Genomic DNA, 25,232 nt, shown 5'->3' with positions numbered 1-25,232 from the left:
TATAATCATTAGGATGTAATAAATGAAGATTCGTCTTAATATGATTTAAGATATTGGTTATTGTGTATTATTGAGGAAAATTATAATGCTATAATGGATAACTCTCTAATGCAATTAATCAATAATATTCTACAAAAACGATGGCTGAGTCATGTTTTGTTTTGGATAACGTTATTGGTTTTTTATACACTGGCAATGCAAGGTAGTTATGGCTCGATATATAAATCTTTTAGTCGTAATGCTATTTTATTACTTCCTCAAATAGTAGCTTCTTATTATATTATTTATTTTTTAAATCCAACTTTCTTATACAAGAAAAAATACATACTCTTCGGAATTTTGTTTTTAATTGGAACCTACGTCTTCTCCATTTTAGCACGTGTTTTAGTAATTTATGTAATTGAGGGGCTTTATCGAGAACCACCATTCATGCAAGAATCTTTTTTGGAAATTGCAATGAACGTTAAAAGGCTCTATAGAGAGTTTTTTTATCAAGTATATTTACCTGTATTTCTTGTTGTTAGTATTAAACTTTTAAAAGAAAGATTCGAAGAAAAAAGCAGAAGGCAATTATTGGAAAAAGAAAAAGTAATTGCAGAATTGAACTTTATGAGGGCTCAGATTCATCCTCATTTTTTGTTCAACACTCTGAATAATTTATATGTATTAACACTTCAGAAATCTGACAAAGCTTCTGAAACTGTTTTGAAACTCTCAGAAATGCTAGATTATATGCTGTATAAATGCAATGATAAAACTGTTTCAATTTCCGAAGAAATACAATTGATTCAAAATTATATAGATTTAGAACAGTTGAGGTATGGAAATGGATTAGAGTTGGTTTTTAATAAGGATATCGATAATTCTCAAACCCAAATAGCCCCTCTAATTTTAGTTTCATTTATTGAAAATGCCTTTAAACATGGAGCTAGCGGAACTGTTGATATTCCAAAAATAAAAATAGAAATCAATGCTAAAAATGAACAATTGTTATTTTCTATATATAATACAAAACCGGTACAAGTTCAAAAGGATAATACGAACTTCAAAAATGGCATAGGACTCGTTAATACTAAAAGTCAACTGAAGTTAATCTATCCTGAAAAACATTCATTAAATATAATTGAAGATAAAATATCATTTGAGGTAAAACTTCAAATAAATTTAACGACTTAAATTGGTAGACATTAAAATAAATAAATGAAAGTACGCTGTATTATTATTGATGATGAGCCGCTGGCAATAGCGTTGATTGAGGCATATATTGCTAAAATTCCAAATTTGGAAGTAATTGCGACATGTAGTAATGTATTGGCTGGGTTTGAGCAATTAAAATCTAAGCAGGTAGATTTGTTGTTTTTAGATATTCAAATGCCATTGTTAACAGGAATAGAATTTTTAAAATCATTGAGTAATCCCCCCAAAGTGATATTTACTACAGCATATAGAGAATATGCAATTGAAAGTTATGAATTGGAAGTGGTTGATTATTTACTAAAACCTATTTCTTTTGATCGTTTTTTTAAAGCGATTAATAAGTACTTTAAAACACTTGAGAACAATTATAAAACCAAGGTTGATATTTCTGATAAAGACCAAAATCCGGATTTTATATATGTCAATGCAAATAAGAAACATTATAAAATTTTGTTCAAAGAAATTATTTATGCTGAAAGTTTAAAGGACTATATACAAATACATACCAAAGAAGCATCCATTGTGACGAAGGATAAAATCAGTCATTTTCAACAAAAATTGCCAGAAAACTTCCTCAGAACCCATAGGTCATATATTGTTAATATTGATAAAATTACTGCCTATACAGCCCATGATGTTGAATTAGGTGTGTTAGAAATTCCAATAGGAGTGAGTTATAAAATGGAAGTGCATAAAACTCTAAAAACACCTCAATAATTTTTTTAATTGCGCATAACTCTTGGATTCTTGCCGGACTAATATATGAAAACTTTCTGTAGGATTAAATCTCGAGACAATGGTTTTTGTCCTTCTTAGCGTGTGTGTTGACGCCCAAAATATAATAAGGAGTTGCACACATTTATTCCGAGCGCTTTTAAACTGCCCTATTAAGGTCAGACTGGGTAGTTGATGCATGCTTCTTGCGAACAGATTGGTAAGGCAATATGAGGTACAATAAGTCCAAGGAAGTCCAGGGAAATTAGTGTTATTCAATTTCTGTTTTATCATTTGCCGATACGGGATTAAGGATGCAATCTTTTACTTGGTTCTCTGACGATAGGAGGTACAATAAGTCCTAGAAAATCCAAGGAAATTAGCAGAATTTAATTTCCTTAAATTGACAACAAGATGAAATTTTTTATTTAATAAATAGCCGTCCCATTTCAGGAAAGTTTTAATTTTTTTTATCCTTCATATTCATAAATTTCCACACTCTTGATAAGGGTATAAAGCTTTTTGGGTAGCCTGTTTATTGATATTCAGAATATTCTTAAACTTAAGTAAAAAAGGTTTAAATTTTTCAATTATGAAACCTAAAATCTATTAGCGTTTAGTTTATCAATATGCTCCTTATATTCTGTCTCCGACATGAAATTTATGCCAACTGGTTTGTTTATTAAAATTTCTTCTTTAGGATTCAATTCAATATTGGATACTGTGTAGGTTATTTTTCCATTTTCTTGGTCTGTAATTAATTCCATGATTAAACCTGGTAATCCGTCAAAGGATTGAATCCCGAATGAAATAGGTATCTCTGGTGTAAACCATGCAATTACGGGTTTTAAATAATTAAAGGTAATTATCTGATCTGCTTGTACAGTTGTTGTTGCCTTATAACATATATAATCCCCGATTTTTTTAGTTTCTTTGGTTATATTCCATTTATGGTTTTCTACGTTTACCAGCACATCCTTAGTCCAAAAGCTTTGATAATAATTTTCTTTGGTTTCTAGATTATTATAATAGATTCTATCATGCCCTGCTACAAGAGCAGTATTATTTTGTTTAAATCCTAATTTTCGTTTTGTTTCTAAATCGTATTCAGCTTGGTATAATCCAGAATCACCCTTAACAAACAAATGAAATATTATAGGTTGATCAGAAGGTTGATTAGGTATTATTTTTTTAGAAAAGCCTGTAGATTCAATGTTTTCTAAAGAACCATTATCTTCCAAAGTTGCCCTGTAGGTGATTTTACCCTTTGAAAACTGTGATTGGACTGCATTAAATAATAAAAACGTAAGTATAATAAGTAGATTTTTCATCGTGTTCGTTTTTAGAATGCCCATATTCTAAAATACGGGCATTGTTATCATTAATTGTAATAGTTATCAATTTATTATAGACAACCTCGATAAAACATACACTCTACAAAACCAGTGTGACTAGTTGGGTGTGCATCGTCACAAGCATATGCGACGGGGACACAATCAAATCCGTCACCTCCAATAATACTTTTCATTTGATTTCTTTGGAGAATTTCATTCACACCAAAATTTACATTAGATAACTTTTTCATTATGTTATTATTAAAATTAATTTTGCCTAGGACAATTTATAGACACCCAAGTTTATGTCTACTCTTCGCGAAAGAAATTTGTTTAATAGCTATAAGCTGGCAAATATCTCAAAATGATTTAGGCCTACTTAATTTCTAGAAGTTAGCAACAGTTCATTCAAATGGGATGATATTCTTCTTTTAAACTCAATTTCATTTTCAACCTTTGTATTTTGGTATGTTGCGAACCCTTTTTCAATTTTCATAACCTTGAGATCTTGGTCCAAGATGATTGTTTTAGGATAACCAAAAAAACCAAACGTTTCTAAGTACGCTTTTGAGTTTACAAGATGAAAAAAATCAAATTTTATTGATTTTAGAAAAGATTTTACAACATGAGGTTCTTGAAAAGTTATTGCAACAAAATTGACCTCACTGCTATATTCCCTCTTTATTTCGTTTAGAACGGGGATTTCTACTATACAAGGGGCACAATTAGTGAACCATAAATTGATTACTGTTGGTTTTCCTTTTAAAATTTCAGAATCAATAATACCTCCATCTAAACTTGCTAATGAAAATTTAGGTAAATAGTCATTTACACATTTATAGATTTCTTGCTCAGGAAAAGTAAAGATCATTTCCTTTCTTTGATTTTTAGGGAATGTATCCGAAACCTGGCTAATTGATTTAAACGAAATGACAAAAAATAATAAGCTGAATAAATACTTTATACACTGATCCTTCAAAATTAAAAGTTTTAGTGAATATAGAATTATTTCTATAATCTAACTAAAGTAAAACCTTTAATTTTCTAAGGTTTTACTTTTTAACTATTCGTTATCATATTATTAATATGATTTGTTAGATTAATTTTGATTTCAAAACATTAACAATCCGGAACAGACAATCTCACATTGGTTATTCAATATCCATAAGTATTGTATACCAGATTAAAGTTTCATTATGTTTACTGGTGTTATGAAGATATGAGGTACAATAGGTTGCTGGAAGTTCAAGGAAATTAGCATTGGTCCAGATGGCCATAATTGTGATTAAATAGTATTTAATCAACCCTTTAATTTAGAATAAAAATATAATTTTCCATTTGAATGCAATAGATTATAATCCTTTGAGCCGATTAAAATAGATAATCGGCTCATTTTATTGTTATATTTGAGCCAATAATAACATATAATTGGCTCATGCAATATAATTGGCAGCATAAAAACTGGCCTAAATTTACATACGATGCTTCAAAAATTGATGACATCGTTATGGAATTTGCTTTAGAAACAGGCGAAGTAAAAGGTATGATTGAGGGCTTGACCAAAGAATTTCAACAGGAAACTATTCTTCAATTTATGATTAGTGAGGCAATAAAGACCTCTGAAATTGAAGGCGAGTATCATAGTCGTCAAGATGTGATGTCCTCAATACAAAAACGTTTGGGGATACATTCCATATCAACTAACATAAGAGATATTAAGGCTAAAGGTATTGCCGAGCTTATGGTAGAAGTCCGTGAAGATTATTCAACGGCACTATCAGAAAACTTAATTATAGGCTGGCACCAAATTCTATTTTCCAATGCCCAATATATAAAAGGTGGATCCTATAGAACAGGAACTGAACCAATGGTTATTATTTCGGGCAGCATAGGTAAGGAAATTGTTCATTACGAAGCTCCCCCATCTAATAAAATTCCAGGAGAAATGAACCAGTTTGTAAATTGGTACAATTCCTACGAAATGAATTCCAATACTATTAAAGAGAGTTTAATTAAAACAGCAATAGCACATTTGTATTTTGAGTCATTACATCCATTTGAAGACGGTAACGGACGTATAGGTCGTGCTATTGCCGAAAAATGTCTCTCAGAATCATTAGAGCGTACTCTAATCCTGAGTATATCAACTTCAATTGAAAATGATAAAGCTGCCTATTACAATGCTCTTATAAAGGCTCAACGTACATCGGAAATTACTGATTGGATCTATTACTTCTCTCAAACTATATTGAATGCTCAAAAACATGCGAAGACTATTATAAGGTTCACTCTGGAAAAGGCTAAATTTTTAGACAAGTTTAAGCTGCAATTAAATGAACGGCAAATAAAGGTAATTACAAAAATGTTGGAGTATGGTTTTGAAGGATTCAAAGGGGGGATGACGGCAAAAAAATATTTATCTATAACTAAAACTTCCAAGGCTACAGCTACACGCGATTTACAGGATATGGTAGAAAAACAATGTTTAAAGCCAATAGGAGCTGGAAGAGGAGTGCATTACGAGTTAAATTTACAAATGTCATAAAAGGTAAGACCACATCAGGAGCGTAACCATATATTGGGAGAGTTTGAGTACGTTTACTTTCCGATACAGAAATTAGCAAAAATGTTTCCCAATAGATCATCTGAAGTAATTTCACCCGTAATTTCGCCAAAATGATAGAGGGCTTGTCGGATATCTATGGCCATAAGATCTCCAGAAATCCCCAAATCAATACCTTCCTTAACCTTCTCAATGTCTTCCAAAGCTTTTAAAAGGGAATTATAATGCCTAGTATTGGTTACTATGGTCTCATTATTTTTTAAAGCTCCGGTATTTACAAAATTTAAAAGTTCAGAGGTTAGTTTTTCTATTCCAGTTCCCGTTTTTGCAGAAAGGAATAGGGCAGAAGGTAATTCTTGAGCAATACTGGCTTGTTGTAATTCTGTCAATCGATCTGCTTTATTTATAATGAAAAGTAGCGGTTTTTGGGGATGCTTGTTGCGGATCTTTTCCAGTTCTGTTTTCACTATAGGCAATCGTTCATCATTCTCCATCAATTGTATCCCGTCTACCAAATATATGACTACTTGAGCCTGTTCAATTTTTTCAAAGGTCTTTTTTATTCCGATGCTCTCTACTACATCTATAGTTTCACGTATACCTGCGGTATCTATAAAACGAAAACCCATACCCCCAATAGAAATTTCATCTTCGATGGTATCCCTTGTAGTACCTGCAATCTCACTAACAATAGCTCTATCTTCGTTCAAAAGCGCATTTAATAAGGTGGACTTACCTACATTGGGTTCCCCTACAATTGCTACAGGAATTCCATTTTTGATAACATTCCCAACCGCAAAACTATCAATGAGTCTTTTAAGTACTTCGCGGATACGGTCCACTAAAGCCTTGAACTGATTCCTATCAGCGAATTCAACATCTTCCTCTGCAAAATCGAGCTCCAATTCAATCAATGAGGCAAAGTTGAGTAGCTCGTCCCTAAGTCGTTTAATTTCATTGCTGAAGCCACCTCGCATTTGTTGCATTGCAATCTGATGGCTTGCCTCATTGTCCGAGGCTATAAGATCTGCAACAGCTTCAGCCTGACTTAGATCTAACTTTCCATTCAAAAAGGCACGTAAGGTGAATTCACCAGCATTTGCCGTTCTACAGCCATTTCTTAGGAACAACTGAATAATTTGTTGTTGTATATAAGGTGAACCATGACACGATATCTCAATAACGTGTTCTCCCGTATATGAATTTGGACCGTTAAAAATGGTTGCCAATACTTCATCTATGGTTCGTTCCCCATCCATGATATGTCCCAAATGCACTGTATGGCTTTTTTGCTTGGCCAAATCCTTTCCCCTTATAGATCGGAACAAAGGAGCTGTAATAGCAATGGCATCCTTCCCAGATACTCGGATCACCGCTATGGCTCCTGCTCCTGAGGCTGTTGCTAATGCTATTATAGTATCATTCGGAATCATAACTCTAATTTTAAGCAAAAATACGGAAAATTGGAACTATAAGGAGCTTCTAGGTCAGATTGTCTGTATACCTTTAAGCATTGAATAATTCCTTTTCTTTCGTAATAAGAAAGGGTTGTATTTTGAACCTTAACAAGAGACTAACACTATTACGGCTAACGCTCATGAAACGATTCATATTAATACTTTTAATAAGTTGTGCAGCATCCTTAAGCAACAGCTATGGTCAGGAAACCAAAACACCAATGGACAATGTTGCCAAAATGGAACAAGAGGCCAAGGAATTTGAAGAAGTGAAAAAGAAAGTGGAGAAAGCAGAACGAAAAGAGACCAAGGCACAAAAGGAAAGGGAAAAAGTTGAAAAAGAGAAAAAAAAGACCGACCAGGAAAAGAAGAAACTTAAAAAACTAGAAAGCACCATCACTTCTTTAGAAAAGTCGATTTCCAACAACGGAAAAAAGATTGTAAAGTTGGAGGAGAAATTATTCAAAGGGGAAAGAAAAGGAAATTTATCACCCAATGATATAAAAAAGCTAAAGGGTAAAATTCAAAAGTTAAAGCTAGGGATTGAAAAGGATAAAGATACCCTAGAGAAGCTTCGCAAAAAGCTATAGAAGTCGCATCTTTTGAACTTTAGTGTATTCCATTGTAACATTTGATCTTGAAATACGTCATATTAGTACATCAATCATAAAAAATCAAATCATGCAAGCAGAAAACAGACAACTTTTAGTAATCACCCATTTGACCCAATTATTGGATTTGGTTACAGGCTTTGGGGGTTTTATTGTACCCTTGATATTATGGCTTACACAAAAAGATAAGATCATGAATATGGATGAACACGGAAAGGCTATTATTAACTTTCAAATAAGCCTTTTTCTTTATATTCTTATCAGTATACCTTTAATATTATTTTTTGGTCTAGGGCTCTTAGGCTTTTTAGCAGTTGGGATTATTGGATTTGTTTTTCCAATTATAAATGCTATTAGAGCAAATAACGGAGAGATGCCCTACTATCCCTTGAGTTTTAAATTCGTTTAGCCTAATCGTTAAATAAAAAAAAAGCCACATTTTTTAATGTGGCTTTTTTTATTCTATAAATTTTGGAACTAGCTATTTAACATAACCGGCATGACCAACATAGTTACATGCTCTCCCTCGTCCAAGCCATCTACTGGGGTTAATATTCCGGCGCGATTTGGAAGACTCATTTCAAGGGAAACATCATCAGATGTTAAATTGTTGAGCATTTCTACCAAAAAACGGGAGTTGAATCCTATTTGCATATCATCGCCTGCATATGAACATGTTAAACGTTCTTCTGCTTTGTTGCTGTAATCTATATCTTCTGCAGATATATTTAATTCAGCGCCTGCAATCTTTAAACGTATTTGGTGGGTGGTTTTGTTTGAGAAAATAGAAACCCTTCTAACGGAGCTCAAGAACTGATTTCGTGAGATGCTCAACTTATTTGGGTTTTCCTTGGGAATCACCGCATCGTAATTTGGGTATTTGCCATCTATCAATCTACAGATTAGTTCTGTTTGGTCAAAGGAAAATTTAGCGTTACTGTCATTGTATTCTATGGTAACATCTGTCTCGCTACCAGCCAATATCCCCTTCAGAAGGTTCAATGGTTTTTTAGGCATGATGAATTCCGCAACTTGAGATGCAGAAACGTCTGTACGCTGATATTTTACCAATTTATGGGCATCTGTAGCAACGAAAGTTAGATTCTCTGGTGAGAATTGAAAAAACACCCCACTCATTACGGGTCGTAGATCATCATTTCCTGCAGCGAAAATTGTTTTATTAATGGCAGTAGCCAATATATCTCCAATAATGGTGGTAGAACTAGGATTGGATAGTTCTACAGCTTTTGGGAATTCTGCCCCATCGGCATAAGCTAAAGCATATTTACCGTGATTGGAGCTGATCTCCACGGTATTATTGTCTTCAACAACAAAAGTCAAAGGCTGTTCTGGAAATGTCTTTAAAGTTTCCAACAAAAGCTTTGCAGGAACGGCAATAGTTCCAACACTATCAGAGTCTACATTCAAAACAGAACTCATAGTAGTTTCCAAATCAGAGGCGGAAACGGTAAGCTTAGTTTGATCAAGATCGAACAAAAAATTATCCAATATAGGAAGTGTATTACTATTATTAATAATCCCTCCCAAAACCTGCAATTGTTTTAGTAAATACGTACTGGATACTATAAATTTCATTAGTTATATTATTTTATTGTCGAAACTCTATCTTGATAAGATCCCCCCGAAAATATACATTTTTAGGAAAAATATAGCTACCAATCCAGAATTTTGGGTTAAAAATAGTTTATGTAAAGGTATTTTAATTGTGCCTTCGAAGAAAACAAACTTATTAACACTTAAGCACCGTATTTTTTCTTTCTAAAGGCGTTAAAAAGCCATCCAAAAAGGACGATTAAAACTACGGGAAGCCCAATGTTTATATATTGCCACTTACTTTTTTCTTCCATAATTTTTTTCTCGTCTAAAAAGGGAATTGCCACCTTCTTATTTCTAATGTTTATAAGTCCATTATCCTCCAAAAGGTAATTGATACTATTCACCAAGAATTCTTTATTTCCAAAATAGTTATTGGTCCATTTGTCGTAGCCCAGTTCCAAGGGTCTACCATTTCGAACTTGGTTTTTGATGAGGTCTCCATCTGCAATGACTAGCATTTTGTTTGCCCCTCCTTTTTCCATAGCACCTTTCAGTGATATTGGCTTTACCCTATTTAAAAAGGCAGATGTAAATTCTCCTTCTATCAAGACAGCCATAGGCTGATTCCCGTTGTTGTAACTTTCCTTTAGCGGTGGGGTATTAATGGTGTTGAGATTTATTTCCCTTGGTATTCCCTCTGTTTTGGATAGGGGAGAACTCCAATATAAAATAGTCTTTTTGTTTGCGTTGGGCAAGGTATCCATACTATTGGCAAACTGGAATCTAACAGCCTCCAAGTTGGTGTTTATAGGGTGGTTATTCCTAGAAAAAACCATGGGATTATAGTACCATGGTACTGGGTTGTATTCAGAATTATTACCCTCGCCTGAAGCGAGGACAATTTGGGTGAAGTATAGATCATTAATCAATACAGGATTAATACGGACTCCGTACTTGAAGAAAAAGTCGTTGAGGTTTAAATTTCGCTCAAGGGCAAAAGCGGTGCCATTTTCGTTAAAAAGACTATCCAATTCCATGGCCACCCCATCGATCAACCACATAGATTTCCCGCCATTAACAATGTACTGATCCATAACATACTTTTCGGCATCTGTGAATGCTTGGGTTGGTTTGGCAATAATAGCCAAATCGAAGCTTTTTAATTGGTCCAATACCTTTTGTGGGTTGGTGGCAACAGAATCCAAGGTGATGGCGCCAATATTGTAGTAGTCGCGAATGGTGGTTAGGTAGTCTGCAATATAAATATCCTCTAATTCTCCATTTCCTTTGATTATGGCAACCCTTTTCTTTTCCTTAATAGTAAGTTTAACAAAAGCATCAGCAAAGGCATATTCCAAATGTTGAACGGAATTGTTTACGCGATCTTCTGTATTAGCCCCCAATTTGTTTTTTAAAAGAGAAACTTTTATAGTTTTATCGTTATAATTAACCATCGCCCACGGGAATACTATTTCCTGGGACATTTTACCGTTTTCCTCCAGAGTAACGTTAGCAGGGGTTAATCCCAACTGCCTCAGTTCGGCAATGACGTTTTCAGATCCACCTTCCTCTTCTAGGGGATTAACAAAATTGAATTTTATATTCTTATTTTCTGAAGCAAACTCTTCTAAAAGCTGTTGGGTTTCCCCTTTGAGTTTTATGAATTCGGGAGGTAAATTTCCATCCAAGAGCACATCAATGATTACGGGATATTGAAAATCTTGAACGGAAATGATGGCTGGTTGGGATAAGGTATATCTCTTGTCCTCGGTAAGGTCGAAACGGGTATAAAAATAATGGCCTACTACGTTGATGATTACTAAAGCCAAAATTGCTTTGCTTATAGATAAAAAAGATTTCTGCATTATCTATTTCGGTTTTTTAGTTGCACTACGGTTAGGTATAGGAAAAATAAACAGATGCTTAGGAAGTAAATAAAATCCCTCGTATCTAAAACGCCTTTGGAAATGTTTGTAAAATGGGCCTTCATCCCTAAATTTTCAAGGAATACGGATATCTCTCCGTCTGGCACCACTGATGCCATACCTTCAAAACCATAATAAAGGGAAAAGCAAAGCACAATGCCTAAAATGAAAGCTACTATTTGATTTTCGGTTAGGGTAGAGGTAAACAAGCCAATAGCGATAAAACTTCCAATTAAAAATAACAGGCCAAAATAGGAACCAAAAACAACACCCATATCCAAGTTACCAACTGTGGTGCCTAATTGGGACACACAGTATACATATAAGAATGTTGGAATAATGGCAATAACGGCTAGAGTAAGCGTGCCTAAGAATTTTCCGAGTACCGTATGTGAAACAGCAATAGGTTTAATGAAAAGTAGTTCTAAGGTGCCCAACTTAATTTCCTCCGAAAAGCTTCTCATGGTAATTGCAGGGATTAGAAAAAGGAATACCCAAGGGGCAAGTAGAAAAAATTTATCCAAATCGGCAAACCCGTATTCAAAAATATTGAAAGGCCCTTTAAATACCCATAGGAACAGGCCCATTAAGACTAAAAAAAGTCCGATGACCAAATAGCCTATTGGCGATGTAAAAAACGCTTGTATCTCCCTTTTGTAAATGGCTAACATACCGTTATAATCAGTTTAATGTTATTTTCTTATCCACACTCCAAGCTTCTGCCCTTACAGCGAATAATTTTTTTGTTTCTCCCCAAATAGTTTTGAAGAGCTCGGAATTCCTATAATTATCTAAATTTTCTTCCGATTGCCATAAGCTATAGGTGAAAAAGATATGTGGGTTTTCCTTGTCCTGCAATAATTCTAGAAAGGTACACCCTTCAGCTTTTCTTATCCTGTTCTTGGATCCTTCAAAAATTTGCTCAAAACTAGCGATATTTTCTTTTTTAAAGGTCAATTTTACTATTCGTACGAACATTTAAATAAAGTTTATGGTAATGGTATCCCGGTAGTCAAGTCCAAGTAGGGTAGAAGCGCCTCCAACCGTATTGAGATCACTTTTATAAATGGCTAGTTCAATATATTCGGAAGAATTGAAAAGAGCCAAGAGATCCCCAGGACCTTTTCTTTGATTTTTATCCAGATCAAAGTTTATGATATCGCTAAATTTTTTGTGAATCTCCGTTATTTTTTTGTTCCTGGCCTTCAATTCAAATTTCCGGCCATTGCGGTAGGCCTCGAAGAGACTTTTTTGAATGTTGGAAACTACGTTCCCATAATTGTCAATGTAAATCACATGACCAGTGATAGACTTGAAATTATCCGAAACAATAGGAGTAAATTCTTTGAGATCCTTCAGTTGATCAAATGATTTACCAACAACCTCTAGAGTTCCTCCGCGGACAATGTGGCATGCTACCTTAACAAATACATCCATAACCGGAAATGGGGTCTGGCCAGTATCTGGTAGATTGATCTCCACAATTTTATCTGGGAGTACCTCTGAGATGATTAATCCAAGGACCCCGTTGTTAGCTACAATAAAGTAATGGCCATCTACATAAACCGCAATATGCTGATTTTCTGGTGTTTTTTCCGAATCGATACCAACAATATGTATGGTTCCTTTTGGAAAAGTCTTATAGGAATTTTTAAGAATATAAGCGCATTCCTGTATGTTGAACGGACTTATGGAGTGCGAAATATCAACAATCTGGGCATCATTAAGTTCACTATAGATAGTGCCCTTAATCGCCCCAATAAAATGATCTTTGTATCCAAAATCAGTTGTTAACGTAATGATTGCCATGTAGCACTGTTGATATGTTTTTAGGAATGCAAACTGATTTTTTACTTAAGTTTGTTAAACAAAATTACACAAAAAAATAGCCAACGGAAATTTTCTTTACGGACATGAACTTTTAAATCCACATTCTTTGAACGAACTTATAATTGAACTTACGGAAATTAGTCCAAGAGAATTTTTTGGACAGCAGAATGAGAACATTGAATTACTTAAAAAATACTTTCCCAAATTAAAGATAGTTGCTAGGGGCAGTAAGGTAAAAGTGTACGGGGACGAAGATCTTTTGGAGGAGTTTGATAGGAGGTTCAAGAAGATGACAGCGCATTTTGCGAAGTACAACAAGCTAGATGAGAACGTCATTGAAAGAATTCTGGCTAGTAACGGACAGGAGGATATAAATACATCCCAAATTAGTACCGATGTTCTTTTACATGGAGTTAGCGGTAGGTTGATTAAGGCACAAACCTTGAATCAGCAAAAAATAGTAGATTCCTCCAAACAAAACGACATGGTTTTTGCTGTAGGTCCAGCAGGAACGGGAAAGACATATACTGGTGTTGCCTTAGCGGTTAAGGCACTAAAGGAAAAGCAGGTAAAGCGCATAATATTAACCAGGCCTGCAGTAGAGGCCGGAGAAAATTTAGGGTTTCTTCCGGGCGATTTAAAGGAGAAGTTAGATCCCTATATGCAGCCCTTGTATGATGCATTACGGGACATGATACCCCCTGAAAAACTAGCACTTTATATTGAAAACGGAACCATACAAATAGCACCTTTGGCTTTTATGCGAGGAAGAACATTAGACAATGCTTTTGTGATCTTGGATGAAGCCCAGAATACCACCCATGCCCAGATGAAGATGTTCTTGACCAGAATGGGAAAGAACGCCAAATTTGTTATTACTGGGGATCCAGGACAAATAGATTTGCCCAGAAGAATTATATCCGGTTTAAAGGAGGCTTTGTTAGTGCTTAAAAATATAGAAGGAATAGGAATAATATATCTAGATGATAAAGACGTTATTCGTCACCGTTTAGTTAAAAAAGTAATTGATGCCTATAAAGATATAGAGCATCAAAATTAAGTGTAGATGAGCAATACCATTACAAGCACAGATTTTAATTTCCCAGGACAAAAAAGTGTTTATAAGGGAAAGGTTAGGGAAGTATACAAATTGGAGAACGATATTTTAGCAATGGTTGCCACGGATAGGCTTTCTGCCTTTGATGTGGTCATGCCCAAAGGTATTCCTTTTAAAGGCCAGATATTAAATCAGATTGCAACCAAAATGATGGCAGATACTGCCGATATTGTGCCCAATTGGTTACTAGCCACCCCAGACCCTAACGTCGCCGTAGGCTATGCCTGTGAGCCCTTTAAGGTAGAGATGGTCATCCGTGGCTATATGTCGGGCCATGCGGCTAGGGAATACAAATTAGGGAAAAGGATCTTGTGCGGCGTTTCCATGCCAGATGGTATGCAGGAAAATGATAAGTTTCCACAACCTATCATCACCCCTGCTACAAAAGCCGAAATGGGAGATCATGATGAGGATATTTCCAGAGAGGATATTTTAAAAAGAGGGATAGTCTCAGAAGAAGATTATCTTATTTTGGAAAAATATACCAGAGATCTTTTTCAAAGAGGCACCGAAATTGCCTCTAAAAGAGGTTTGATTTTGGTAGATACCAAATATGAATTTGGGAAGACCACGAATGGGAAAATTGTTTTGATTGATGAGATTCATACCCCAGATTCTTCCCGCTACTTTTATGCAAATGGATATGAAGAAAGACAAAAAAAGCAAGAGTCCCAAAAGCAACTATCAAAAGAGTTTGTGAGACAATGGCTTATAAGTGAGGGGTTTCAAGGACTTAAAGGACAAAAGGTCCCTGTTATGTCCGATGAATATATTATGACAGTATCAGATAGGTACATTGAACTTTATGAGAATATTACTGGGGAGAAGTTTGTTAAGGCAGATATCTCGGATATTCAATCTCGTATCGAAAAAAATGTACTCGATTATTTAAGGGAGTAATTTATGATATAATAAGGTTAAAGCTCCAAGCATAGGTAGTATCTATCTTGGAGTTTTTTATTTGAACAAATCTTTTAAGGTTGGTTCTTTTTTGTATTTCATTCGATTCAAAATCTTTTGAAAAGCAATGGCGGTAATGTAGGAATCACCAATAGCCGTGTGCCTGTCCTCTTTTGAAATATCAAACTTATCAGCCAGATCGTCTAACGTATACTGTTCTTTTTTCTCCATTAAGGTGGTCGTTAGTAAGGCTTTTTTATAAAGAACGGCTGTGTCCAAAGCCTTATTCTTAAGCTTGGGCAGTCCGTGGCGTTCCAAAGCCCTATTTATCATGGTAACATCAAATTTGGTGTGGTGTGCTACAAGTATAGAATTTCCTAGATATTCCAACAATTGCTTTAGGGCCTCTTTTTCAGAGAGACGCTCTATTTTTCCTTTTTTTAAGATACCATGAATTTTAGCACTTTCAATATTATAGTGCTCCTGATGTACAAACACTTCCAAGCTATCTTTAATAGTGATAGTGTTGTTTTGAAGCCCAATGGCACCAATACAAAGGATACGATCATTGTCATAATCAAAACCAGTGGTCTCTGTATCTAAAACTACGAAACGAACCGACTTAATATCATTGGAGATTTTCTTATCGAATGACTTTTCGTAAGTGGACCAAAAATCGGGCAAATTCCTTGTATGCTTTTTAAAGAGGTTTATCATCCTAATATATTAGCTACTTTAAAACGTAGGGAAATGAGTTCTTGAAGCTCTGAAATGGTCTTAAATGTTCTTTTAAGCTTTATTTTTTCTTCCTTGGATAAAGATTTAAGTGCAATAAACCTTCCAGAATCATTATGGAGTAATCCCTGCTTAGTTCTAAATTTTAAAAGGGCTTTAGAGGCATAAGAACAGGCCAAATACAATTCTTCATTATTAGGTTCTAACTGTGCTAGCTTTTCAAATCTTTCCGAGGTGTTATTTATTGATTTTACGGAGTGGGACAAAATTAGGACTCGTGCGGCATCTGTCAAAGGCATAAGGGCCCGTCTTTTAATATCAAAGAAATCCTTATGGGCACCATCCTGCTCCACAACGAACTGTCTGAAAAAACCGGTTGGGGATGGGTTTTGTAGAGCCGCACTTGCCAAATGAACATAAAATATAGGGTAGCTACTTACGCTTTTGAAAATAAACTCAGAAAGTTCATTCACCATTTGGGCATTCCCGTAGGCTAGGCTGTAGTCAAAAAAGATAGAGGACAACAATACTTCATCATTTCCAGGATTAGTGATCCAATGGGAAACGGTTTGTTTCCATTCTCCCAGACTTTGGCACCATTTCGGATTGGAAGCCATCATTTCTGCGGGACAATATTCATATCCTATGACGTTAAGGCCTTTATTAATGGTTACGGCTAATTTTAAAAAATAGGCCTTGGTCTCTTCTAATAATTCTTCTTTAACATTTTCAAATACTAGGGCATTGTCTTGGTCGGTATGCAACAGTTGTTCACTTCTTCCTTGACTGCCCATGGCCAGCCATGCAAATTTCACTGGTGGTGGATCCTGTATTTTGGTCAGGGCAATTTTAACCACTTGTTTAATGCAGGCATCGTTTAATTCCGCTATTATTTTAGAGGTTAATGTCATTGGTATATTTTGCACCAAATACCCCTGCAATAATGCCATGATACTGGCACGTATGGGCCTCATGTCTTTAAATTTTTTAGTTCTTTTTATCGCCTTAATAAGAACAGCCGGATTATTTCCAAGGGCAACCATAACATCGTGTTTGGAGAGTATACCACAAACTTTAGTGTTGGAAGTACCATCTTTTGTAAGACATAGATGGCTGATATTGCTCTTCATCATGGCCATTTGGGCTTGGGTGATGGTAAGATTCTTTCGGTACGTGATAACTGGGGATGTCATAATTTTAGATGCTGTAGTGGTAATGGGATATGCTCCAGTTACTACTTTATTTCTCAAATCTTTATCTGTAATGACCCCTATAGGCAAAAAGTCCTTTACCACTAGCATTGCACCCACATTTTTCTTAGTCATAGTTTCCGCTATGGTCTTCACAGTAGTCCTAGCAGAACAGCTAATAAGTTTCTTAGAATATTTAACAGGTTGAAGATCATGAAGTTTTTGAATATTATGAGGTTCCCCCATCATTTCTAATTCTCCAAAAAGTTTTCCTCTATGACTTTTGGAATAGGGATTTCGAGTATTGGAGGCAAAGCTTTCAATTAGAAAGTTACCAACTTCTTTATTTTCTAGTGCATAAGGCTTGAATATCGATATAGGAATGGCATAAAGAATAGTCTCTTCATGGGTTTTGGCCTCCATTTTATAAGTTTCTAGTGCTATAAGTGGTCTTAGTCCAAAAATATCTCCCTCGTCGCAAATATCCACAATGTCATTTTTAGGGCTTTTACGCAAGGCAACAGCTCCCTTATGTACCACATAGAAATGAGAGTGCGGCTCCTCGTTCTCCGCAAATATAAGGGTGTCTTTTTCCTTATAAATTATTGAAATTTGCTCGGATAGTGTTTCAATTTCATGCTGCTTGAGTAAGCTAAATGGAGGATAATTTTTTAAAAAATCAGCAACCCTATGGGAAATGGTATTCTTCATGGCATAAATTTGTAAATAAAGGTACTTTATGGCCTAATAAATAGGCCCAAAATATACAATAATTAAATGTTGGTAAAACAGTCCTTCTAATTTAGACGTAAGTTTTAAAAATGATAATTGCCGCTTAATCCGTGTTAATAGAACGTTTCCCCAACAATCCCACAAACGTTTAACAATATTTTTAAAACTTTAAACAATATTTAAGACTATTTACCTTATTGTTCATGTATTTTTGTAGAAACTTTAAATAAGAAACTATGAACCTAGTGAAAATTATTAGCGCTGTTGCAATTGTTGGAGTAATCTCTACCTCTTGTGGTCAAGCAAAAAAGGAAGCAGCTGATACAATGGACGAGGCCTCTACTGAGGTAATGGAAGTTGTTGAAGAAACCGTTGAAACTCCTAACATAGTTGGAGTAGCAGCAGGTAACGAAAACTTTACAACTTTAGTTGCTGCGGTAAAAGCAGCTGACTTGGTAGCTACATTGAGTAGTGAAGGTCCATTTACTGTTTTTGCGCCAACAAACGATGCTTTCGCAAAATTACCGGCAGGAACTGTAGAAGGCTTGTTAAAGCCAGAAAGTAAAGGAACTTTAACAGCTGTATTAACGTATCACGTGGTAGCCGGGAAATTTGAGGCTGCTGCTGTAATTGATGCCATCAATGAGAATAATGGGAAATTTACGGTAACCACTGTACAAGGTGGAACCATAACCTTAAGCTTGAAAGATGGTAAAGTTTTGTTGACCGATGCTAAAGGAGGAACTGCAACTGTCGTTATGGCTGATGTAGCTGCTTCTAATGGGGTTATACATGCAATCGATACTGTTGTAATGCCACAATAATAAATTTCAATATATTGAAATTAAAAGCCGTCTCGCGAAAGCCATGACGGCTTTTTTCTTTGGGAGTTGAAACTAATTTTTTATACCATAGGAAGTAATAACAACTTCCATAATTCGATTACTTTAAAATCATATCCAAACAATTATTCAATTTCATTAGTTTTTGAATCACCACCACGGCTCAGCAAAATATTAAGTGGTTTCCATTCCTCAACATATCCGCTTACTATTTTAAGAATGGCCACAAAAGGTATAAATAATACCATGCCAGAAACACCCCATATAATACCTCCACCTATCAGGGCCACTAGTATTGCCCAAGTGCTTACCTTCATTTGTTCGCCCACCACTTTTGGAAAAATAATACTACTCTCCAAGTATTGTACTATGGAAAAAACTGCAATTACCCCTAAAGGATATAGCCAGGAACCTGTAGTGATATATACCATAGAAATGGGTAGAAGTGAACTAATAATAATGCCCACATAGGGAACGATAGTCATTATAGCACTAAGCATCCCAAACAAAATGGCATGTTCCACTCCTAATATCAGCAAACCTATGCTGTTTAGGATTCCAACAATAACATACACCTTTATAAGCCCAATAACATATTTATAATAAGATTGGGAGACTTCATTAAGAATAAGATGTAAGCGGGAATGATATTTTTCGGATATCATGGACCGCAATACCTGCACAAATTGACTCCTATGATAAAGAAATAAAACGGTGAATACAGGAATCATAAATAACGAAAATAAAAAATGTCCTATATTTTCGAACAATGCTTGAATAAATGCTCCAAGGCCATTTCCTGAGCTAACTGTTAGATTTTCTAACCAATACGTGTCAAAGTTAAAGTCTATATCGAACTGTTCTTTTAGCCATACCTGTGAACTTTCTTCTATTTTTTCAACAAGTATTGGTATGTCGTTTTTTAAGTAATTCAACTGCCAGATCAAAAGACAAAATATACCAAAGAACAATAAGAATACCAGTGACATGGATAGGGTAATTGCCAAGCCTTTAGGCCATTTTTTCTTTTCAAGTGTGTTGCAAAATGGATAAAGTATTAGAGCAATTAATAGGGAAAAAGATAATGGAATAAAGAGGGACTGACCTAAATAAAGAATAAGCACGGAGAAAAACAGAATCTGTAGGTATTTTAGATAGGAGCCAGAAAAGCTATTTTTTATATTCATGGTTTCAGGTTTTAATAAGAAAAAGAAAACTATTCCCTTACCTCTATTAAATACGCCAATAAAAAGATTCTTTCTAAGGCTTGAGGCATGGGCTCCCCAATTGAATTTTTAAGAGCAAAATCAATATTTCAAATGGTTGGTTAGGTTATCTTTCCGTACCCTAATGTAATGATTTCATTTAATTAAGAACCTTAAATTGTTGATTTGAATACTAAAATCGGAGTCAAAAACAAACTATACACCAATAATCACCTTTTTTAGTAATAGGTATATAAAAGGAAAACCCCAAAGATTTAATTTAGGGCCCTTATTACATAAACATAAATGTAAAAAAAGAGAGTTGTATTATTTCATACTACGGGTTTGTTCGGAATAGGTGCTTTCAAAAATCTTGTCCGCATTGGCAGATTCAAATCCTTCTCGTCTATGATTGCGCTGTATTTTGGTTCTTTCTAGATGTTTGAATTCTGGTAGCGCCAATCGTTCTGCAAATTCCACATAACTCCCAGCTATTTCCATTTTTTGCCCGCCCAAAAAATCGGCCTCTACCATTTTTGCAATGGTACTGCTCTGTTTTAACAAGCCATCTGGACTGGTTTTTATTTTCCCCCCGGCAGTGTTCAAAGAGATGCCTTCCGATTCCAAAAAGCTATTGAACTTTTCAATGGTGTTGAACTCCTCAGAAAATTCATGTACACTAATGGTATAATGGTTGAGGTAGTATCTGTTGTGAATTACCCAAGCAGCATATTCGCTCTCTTCAGCCAATATTTGGTAATCCTCAATGGTTGGTAACTGCCATAGAGCTTTATGAAAGAAATCGCCAACCGCCTCAGCATCATTTAGGTCTAATGCATTAACTGGGTCCGAGGTAATATGTTTTGTATATTTATTTATAATGTGCTGTACTTTTTTAGATAAATCTGTCACCCTTAATTCACTCATAAAAATACGAGGATACTCATCTGACGGAGGAGCATACCAGTACGCATTCAAATTTTTACCTTCAAAGAAGTAATAATCCCTTTTTTCATATCCGAAATGAAGAAATATCTTCTCAAAGGAAGCAATCCCCAAATTTGGGACACCTAAGGTGCGAAAGGCAATGTGATCATTTATAATTTCGCTTTCATTTTCTATAATGCCCCGAGTGATCATGGCAGCATTTACTTTTGCCACATCTGGCACCCTAGTTTTGTATGGAGTAAATAGGGTATTTAAAACAATAGCTAACGGCGATAAATTATTTGTAATCATTATAATATATTTTCAATTTTCAATGTTCAAATTTAATCGTATTTTTAATTTGAAACAATTCTTATTGTATCTTAAATGATAAGCAAAACTAATCAATTGGAGTTACGATCATTGCGCTACTTCTTGGTATTGGTAGACACATTGCACTATACTCAAGCTGCAGAGCTATTATTTATATCACAATCTGCCTTGAGTCAGCATATAAAACAGTTAGAGGGTACGTTAGGGACCCCTGTGTTTAATAGGACCAACCGGAAGGTAACTCTCAATAGGGCAGGGAAGTTATTAGCGAAAGAGGCCTATCTGATATTGCAACAGGTAGACCAATCCATGGAGCGTTGGCAATTGTCATTGGATGGTGTCCTAGGGCAATTAAAAATTGGCTTTGTAGGGTCCGCTATGCAGGGTTATTTACCGCCAATTATTAAAGAGTTTAGCAAAACCCATCCAAAAATAAATTTCTATTTGGAGGAGTTTACCAATACCGAACAGCTAAAAGGGCTGGAACAAGACCAGTTAGATATTGGCTTTATGCGCTCTAATAAAGTACCATCGGATATCTCTTTAAAATCGGTGTACAGTGAGAATTTCTCGCTAGTATTGCCGCTGGAACATCCTATTAATATGACTAATTTTAAGAATATGGGACAGCTTGCAGAGGAATCTTTTATTCTTTTTCCTAACGAAAACAGTCCCATGTACTTTCAACAAATACAGAATTTATGTGCCGATTATGGCTTTAGTCCCAATATTTCCCATAAATCCATACATGGACCTACTATTTTTAAGTTGGTAGAGAACGGTATGGGTGTTGCCATAGTCCCCAATTCTCTCCGTGATGAATTCAATTATAAGATTAAATTTTTAGAATTAGACGGAGTACCCTATAAAACTGAACTTTTTGCTGCATGGAAAAAGGGTAATGAAAACCCTGCTTTGCGTTATTTTTTGAACTTGATCTAAAATTGTTGGATATATTGTAATATGAAATGGAATTCGGCCATGCTGTAACCTTCCATTCTTAAAGAATGAAATTGAAATGGAATACAATAAAATTAAAATAACAGCTGCCCAAGCGGAGCGAATATGCTTGGATCTTTATAAAATAAGGGGATCTGCAATGCCACTTCCCGGGGAGATCGATTTCAATTTTAAAATTGAAGGTAGTGATGGTGAAGGGTATATTCTAAAAATTTCACGTCCCAATGAGCATACCGAATACTTGGATTTTCAACAAAAACTATTACAATATGTTTATGATTACGGGGAAGGAGTACTATCCCCAAAAGTGATTAACGATTGCAACGGACTCGCAATCTCTGAATTTACCGATGATAACGGGCAAATGAGGAAGGTGCGACTACTTTCTTGGATTATCGGAAGGGTATGGAGCACTGTGAATCCGCAACAAGACGATCTTCGCTACAGTTTAGGTGAACAATCAGGTAAATTAACCAAAGCCCTCCAAGGGTTTGATCATCCAAAAGCGCATAGACAATTAGATTGGGATGTGGCACAAGCCGCTTGGGCAGAAGCCCACGTAGCGTTGTTTGAAGGAGAAGAAAAAGAAATTATAACGTATTTTCAGGATCAATTTAAGAAGGCTCAACCTACGTATTCACTGTTGAGAAAGGCAGTTGTACATAACGATGCTAATGATAACAACGTTATTGTTTCTTACGATCTGGTTGGTCCTAAAGTAGTTTCAGCTATAGATTTTGGAGATTCGGTATATACGCAAATTATAAATGACTTGGCAATTGCCTGTGCCTATACCATAATGAGGCACAATGACCCATTAGCTGCCGCATTGCCCATTATTAAGGGATATCATGAGTCCTTCTCTCTGACTCCGTTGGAATTGGAACATTTGTACAATGCCATTGCTATGAGGTTGGTCATTTCTGTAACAAAATCGGCCATCAATAAAATAAAAGAGCCAGATAATCACTATTTGTTGGTAAGTGAAGAACCTGCATGGGAATTGCTTCGAAAATGGAGATTGGTCGACGCCAATTTTGCCCTCTATAGTTTTAGGGACGTCTGTGGTTTTAGCGCTCATCCAAATGAGATACTGTTTTCAGCATGGGCTAGCCAACAAACTTTTTCCTTGGAAAAACTGTTCCCAACTATAAAATCTAATCAAGTCCATCATATCGATTTAAGCGTTTCTAGTACTTGGATTGGACATCAAAAGGATTTTAACGACCTCGATTATTTTCAATTTAAGATTAACAGGTTGCAAAACGAAGTTCCCTCAAAAATATTGGCAGGAGGTTATTTGGAACCAAGACCCATTTATACATCAGATGCTTATGATAAAATTGGGAATAAAGGACGTGAGAGTCGGACTATACATTTAGGAATCGATTTTTGGTTACCTGCACTAACTCCTGTACAAGCCCTTTTCGAAGGGGAGGTAGTTGCTGCTATAAATGACGCAGGCGATAAAGAATATGGAGGTTTGGTCATCTTGAAACACAAGGAGGATAAATTAGAATTTTATACCCTATATGGTCATTTGACGGTTTCAAGTGCCTTGAAAAATAAAATAGGGGATACATTAAAAGCAGGAGAAATCATAGGTGAATTAGGGAGTTATCCAGAGAATGGCAATTGGGCAGCACATTTGCATTTTCAGGTGATGTTGTCCATGCTCAACTATAAGATTGATTATCCTGGGGTGGCTTATTATCATCAATTAGCAGTATGGAAAAGCATTTGTCCAGATCCAAATTTGTTGTTCAAATCAGAGGAATTACGATCTAATACTTCTATATCTAATGGTGAAATCATTGCTTATAGAAAACAACACTTAGGTAAAAGTTTAAGCTTACAATATAAAATCCCTATTAAAATGGTTCGGGGTGCTGGGCAGTATCTATTGGACCAGTTTGGCAGAAAGTATTTGGACACCGTGAACAATGTGGCCCATGTGGGTCATGAGCATCCCGATGTGGTTAAAGCAGGGCAGGAGCAAATGGCTTTGATTAATACTAATACCCGTTATTTACACGAAAATATAAATAATCTGGCTAAGGAACTTTTGAAGACCCTTCCTCCCGAATTAAGTGTGGTACATTTTGTGAATTCCGGCAGTGAGGCCAATGAATTGGCTATTAGGATGGTAAAAGTAGTTACGGGAGAACAGGATATTTTGGCTTCGGAAGTTGGCTATCATGGTAACACCAATATATGCATAGACATTAGTTCCTATAAATTTGATGGAAAGGGCGGTAAGGGAGCCCCAGAACACACTCATATATTTCCACTTCCCGATGCTTTCAGAGGGAAATATAGGGGGAAAAACACAGGAGAATTGTATGCCCAGGAAGTCCAAAAGCAAATAGACCTTATCCACGCCAAAGGAAGGAAGGTAGGCGGCTTTATTATAGAGCCTATCATTAGCTGTGGGGGACAGATAGACCTGCCCATTGGATTTTTAGAATTAGCATATAAACATGTTAGGGCCGCTGGAGGACTCTGTATTTCTGATGAGGTACAAGTTGGTTGCGGTAGGATGGGAAAAGCCTTTTGGGGATTCGAATTACATGGTGTGGTTCCGGATATAATAACCATAGGTAAGCCTTTAGGAAATGGGCATCCATTAGCAGCGGTTATATGTACCAAAGAGGTAGCGAAAAAATTTGCCAATGGGATGGAGTTTTTCAACACCTTTGGAGGAAATCCTGTATCCTGTGCTATTGGGACAGAAGTAATAAGGGTGGTAAAAAGAGAGAAACTTCAGGAGCATGCTCTTAAAGTAGGAGAATCTCTAAAATTAGAGCTTAAAAAGCTGTCCGTGGACTTTCCTATAATTGGGGATGTTAGGGGAGAAGGTCTCTTTTTAGGAATAGAACTGGTAGATGCTGCCATGAATCCCTTGGCAGAACAAACGGATTATTTGGCAAATAGAATGAAAGAACATGGGATACTCATGAGTACAGATGGGCCGGATCACAATGTATTGAAAATAAAGCCACCAATGGTTTTCACCCAAGAAAACGCAATAGAATTAGTCTATTATTTGCGGAAGATTTTAGCCGAAGATTTTATGGTTTCATTTTAATTAGCTGAATTTTTG

Annotated in this window: 22 protein-coding genes; 10 read left to right on the top strand and 12 right to left on the bottom strand. The window is 35.6% G+C overall.

Annotated elements, in window-relative coordinates; all coding sequences use genetic code 11:
• Window positions 1-195: 195 nt before the first annotated feature.
• Window positions 196-1,176 carry a sensor histidine kinase gene (locus tag ABXZ36_RS09980; RefSeq protein WP_354615374.1) on the top strand — a complete coding sequence of 327 codons (981 nt, stop codon included), beginning with the start codon at window positions 196-198 and terminating at the stop codon, window positions 1,174-1,176.
• 24 nt (window positions 1,177-1,200) lie between these two features.
• Window positions 1,201-1,914, top strand: coding sequence for a LytR/AlgR family response regulator transcription factor (locus ABXZ36_RS09975; protein ID WP_354615373.1), 714 nt, complete (start codon window positions 1,201-1,203; stop codon window positions 1,912-1,914).
• Between the two features lie 596 nt (window positions 1,915-2,510).
• Here the strand turns inward: ABXZ36_RS09975 and ABXZ36_RS09970 are convergent.
• Complete coding sequence (locus ABXZ36_RS09970) at window positions 2,511-3,242, bottom strand: GLPGLI family protein (RefSeq protein WP_354615372.1); 732 nt, start codon at window positions 3,240-3,242, stop codon at window positions 2,511-2,513.
• 382 nt (window positions 3,243-3,624) lie between these two features.
• Window positions 3,625-4,116, bottom strand: coding sequence for a TlpA family protein disulfide reductase (locus ABXZ36_RS09965; RefSeq protein ID WP_354615371.1), 492 nt, complete (start codon window positions 4,114-4,116; stop codon window positions 3,625-3,627).
• 564 nt (window positions 4,117-4,680) lie between these two features.
• Between ABXZ36_RS09965 and ABXZ36_RS09960 the strand changes: the two genes are divergently transcribed.
• Complete coding sequence (locus tag ABXZ36_RS09960) at window positions 4,681-5,790, top strand: Fic family protein (protein WP_354615370.1); 1,110 nt, start codon at window positions 4,681-4,683, stop codon at window positions 5,788-5,790.
• A 53-nt stretch (window positions 5,791-5,843) separates the two neighbouring features.
• On the opposite strand, the gene mnmE is transcribed toward ABXZ36_RS09960, so the two are convergent.
• Window positions 5,844-7,241, bottom strand: a complete 1,398-nt coding sequence (gene mnmE, locus ABXZ36_RS09955; RefSeq protein ID WP_354615369.1) for a tRNA uridine-5-carboxymethylaminomethyl(34) synthesis GTPase MnmE — start codon at window positions 7,239-7,241, stop codon at window positions 5,844-5,846.
• 164 nt (window positions 7,242-7,405) lie between these two features.
• Here mnmE and ABXZ36_RS09950 point away from each other — a divergent pair, with 164 nt between their 5' ends.
• Window positions 7,406-7,855: a hypothetical protein gene (locus ABXZ36_RS09950; protein ID WP_354615368.1), complete on the top strand. Its 450-nt coding sequence runs from the start codon at window positions 7,406-7,408 to the stop codon at window positions 7,853-7,855.
• A 91-nt stretch (window positions 7,856-7,946) separates the two neighbouring features.
• Complete coding sequence (locus tag ABXZ36_RS09945) at window positions 7,947-8,285, top strand: DUF4870 domain-containing protein (RefSeq protein ID WP_354615367.1); 339 nt, start codon at window positions 7,947-7,949, stop codon at window positions 8,283-8,285.
• A gap of 68 nt (window positions 8,286-8,353) precedes the next feature.
• Here the strand turns inward: ABXZ36_RS09945 and dnaN are convergent, their stop codons facing one another.
• The 5 genes from dnaN to ABXZ36_RS09920 form a co-directional block, all read right to left on the bottom strand.
• Complete coding sequence (gene dnaN, locus ABXZ36_RS09940) at window positions 8,354-9,472, bottom strand: DNA polymerase III subunit beta (protein ID WP_354615366.1); 1,119 nt, start codon at window positions 9,470-9,472, stop codon at window positions 8,354-8,356.
• A 161-nt stretch (window positions 9,473-9,633) separates the two neighbouring features.
• Window positions 9,634-11,298, bottom strand: a complete 1,665-nt coding sequence (gldG, locus tag ABXZ36_RS09935; RefSeq protein WP_354615365.1) for a gliding motility-associated ABC transporter substrate-binding protein GldG — start codon at window positions 11,296-11,298, stop codon at window positions 9,634-9,636.
• On the bottom strand, window positions 11,298-12,029 hold the full coding sequence (gldF, locus tag ABXZ36_RS09930) for a gliding motility-associated ABC transporter permease subunit GldF (protein WP_354615364.1): 732 nt from the start codon (window positions 12,027-12,029) through the stop codon (window positions 11,298-11,300). The genes gldG and gldF overlap by 1 nt, the downstream gene beginning before the upstream one ends.
• A 10-nt stretch (window positions 12,030-12,039) precedes the next feature.
• Complete coding sequence (locus tag ABXZ36_RS09925; protein ID WP_354615363.1) at window positions 12,040-12,336, bottom strand: putative quinol monooxygenase; 297 nt, start codon at window positions 12,334-12,336, stop codon at window positions 12,040-12,042.
• Complete coding sequence (locus ABXZ36_RS09920; RefSeq protein ID WP_354615362.1) at window positions 12,337-13,167, bottom strand: SAM hydrolase/SAM-dependent halogenase family protein; 831 nt, start codon at window positions 13,165-13,167, stop codon at window positions 12,337-12,339.
• A gap of 127 nt (window positions 13,168-13,294) precedes the next feature.
• Here ABXZ36_RS09920 and ABXZ36_RS09915 point away from each other — a divergent pair, with 127 nt between their 5' ends.
• Window positions 13,295-14,248 carry a PhoH family protein gene (locus ABXZ36_RS09915; RefSeq protein ID WP_354615361.1) on the top strand — a complete coding sequence of 318 codons (954 nt, stop codon included), beginning with the start codon at window positions 13,295-13,297 and terminating at the stop codon, window positions 14,246-14,248.
• 6 nt (window positions 14,249-14,254) lie between these two features.
• Window positions 14,255-15,205: a phosphoribosylaminoimidazolesuccinocarboxamide synthase gene (locus tag ABXZ36_RS09910; RefSeq protein WP_354615360.1), complete on the top strand. Its 951-nt coding sequence runs from the start codon at window positions 14,255-14,257 to the stop codon at window positions 15,203-15,205.
• A 57-nt stretch (window positions 15,206-15,262) separates the two neighbouring features.
• On the opposite strand, the gene ABXZ36_RS09905 is transcribed toward ABXZ36_RS09910, so the two are convergent.
• Window positions 15,263-15,922: a 3'-5' exonuclease gene (locus ABXZ36_RS09905; RefSeq protein ID WP_354615359.1), complete on the bottom strand. Its 660-nt coding sequence runs from the start codon at window positions 15,920-15,922 to the stop codon at window positions 15,263-15,265.
• A complete protein-coding gene (locus tag ABXZ36_RS09900; protein ID WP_354615358.1) occupies window positions 15,919-17,841 on the bottom strand; it encodes a DUF294 nucleotidyltransferase-like domain-containing protein in 1,923 nt (640 codons plus the stop codon). Before ABXZ36_RS09900 ends, ABXZ36_RS09905 begins: the two co-directional genes overlap by 4 nt.
• Before the next feature lie 257 nt (window positions 17,842-18,098).
• Here ABXZ36_RS09900 and ABXZ36_RS09895 point away from each other — a divergent pair, with 257 nt between their 5' ends.
• Window positions 18,099-18,686: a fasciclin domain-containing protein gene (locus ABXZ36_RS09895; RefSeq protein WP_354615357.1), complete on the top strand. Its 588-nt coding sequence runs from the start codon at window positions 18,099-18,101 to the stop codon at window positions 18,684-18,686.
• A gap of 143 nt (window positions 18,687-18,829) precedes the next feature.
• Here the strand turns inward: ABXZ36_RS09895 and ABXZ36_RS09890 are convergent, their stop codons facing one another.
• Window positions 18,830-19,891, bottom strand: a complete 1,062-nt coding sequence (locus tag ABXZ36_RS09890; protein ID WP_354615356.1) for an AI-2E family transporter — start codon at window positions 19,889-19,891, stop codon at window positions 18,830-18,832.
• Window positions 19,892-20,236: 345 nt separating this feature from the next.
• Entirely contained in the window at window positions 20,237-21,148 is a 912-nt protein-coding gene (locus ABXZ36_RS09885) for a DUF1338 domain-containing protein (RefSeq protein WP_354615355.1), read from the bottom strand.
• 96 nt (window positions 21,149-21,244) lie between these two features.
• On the opposite strand from ABXZ36_RS09885, the gene ABXZ36_RS09880 reads away from it, so the two are divergent.
• Together ABXZ36_RS09880 and ABXZ36_RS09875 are read left to right on the top strand one after the other, a co-directional pair.
• A complete protein-coding gene (locus ABXZ36_RS09880; protein WP_354615354.1) occupies window positions 21,245-22,111 on the top strand; it encodes a LysR family transcriptional regulator in 867 nt (288 codons plus the stop codon).
• A gap of 76 nt (window positions 22,112-22,187) precedes the next feature.
• On the top strand, window positions 22,188-25,217 hold the full coding sequence (locus tag ABXZ36_RS09875; RefSeq protein WP_354615353.1) for an aminotransferase class III-fold pyridoxal phosphate-dependent enzyme: 3,030 nt from the start codon (window positions 22,188-22,190) through the stop codon (window positions 25,215-25,217).
• Window positions 25,218-25,232: the final 15 nt, after the last annotated feature.

Origin of the sequence: Sediminicola arcticus (assembly GCF_040566695.1) — a bacterium.
GTDB lineage: Bacteria > Bacteroidota > Bacteroidia > Flavobacteriales > Flavobacteriaceae > Sediminicola > Sediminicola arcticus.
This window is presented reverse-complemented; position numbering and strand designations above follow the sequence as displayed.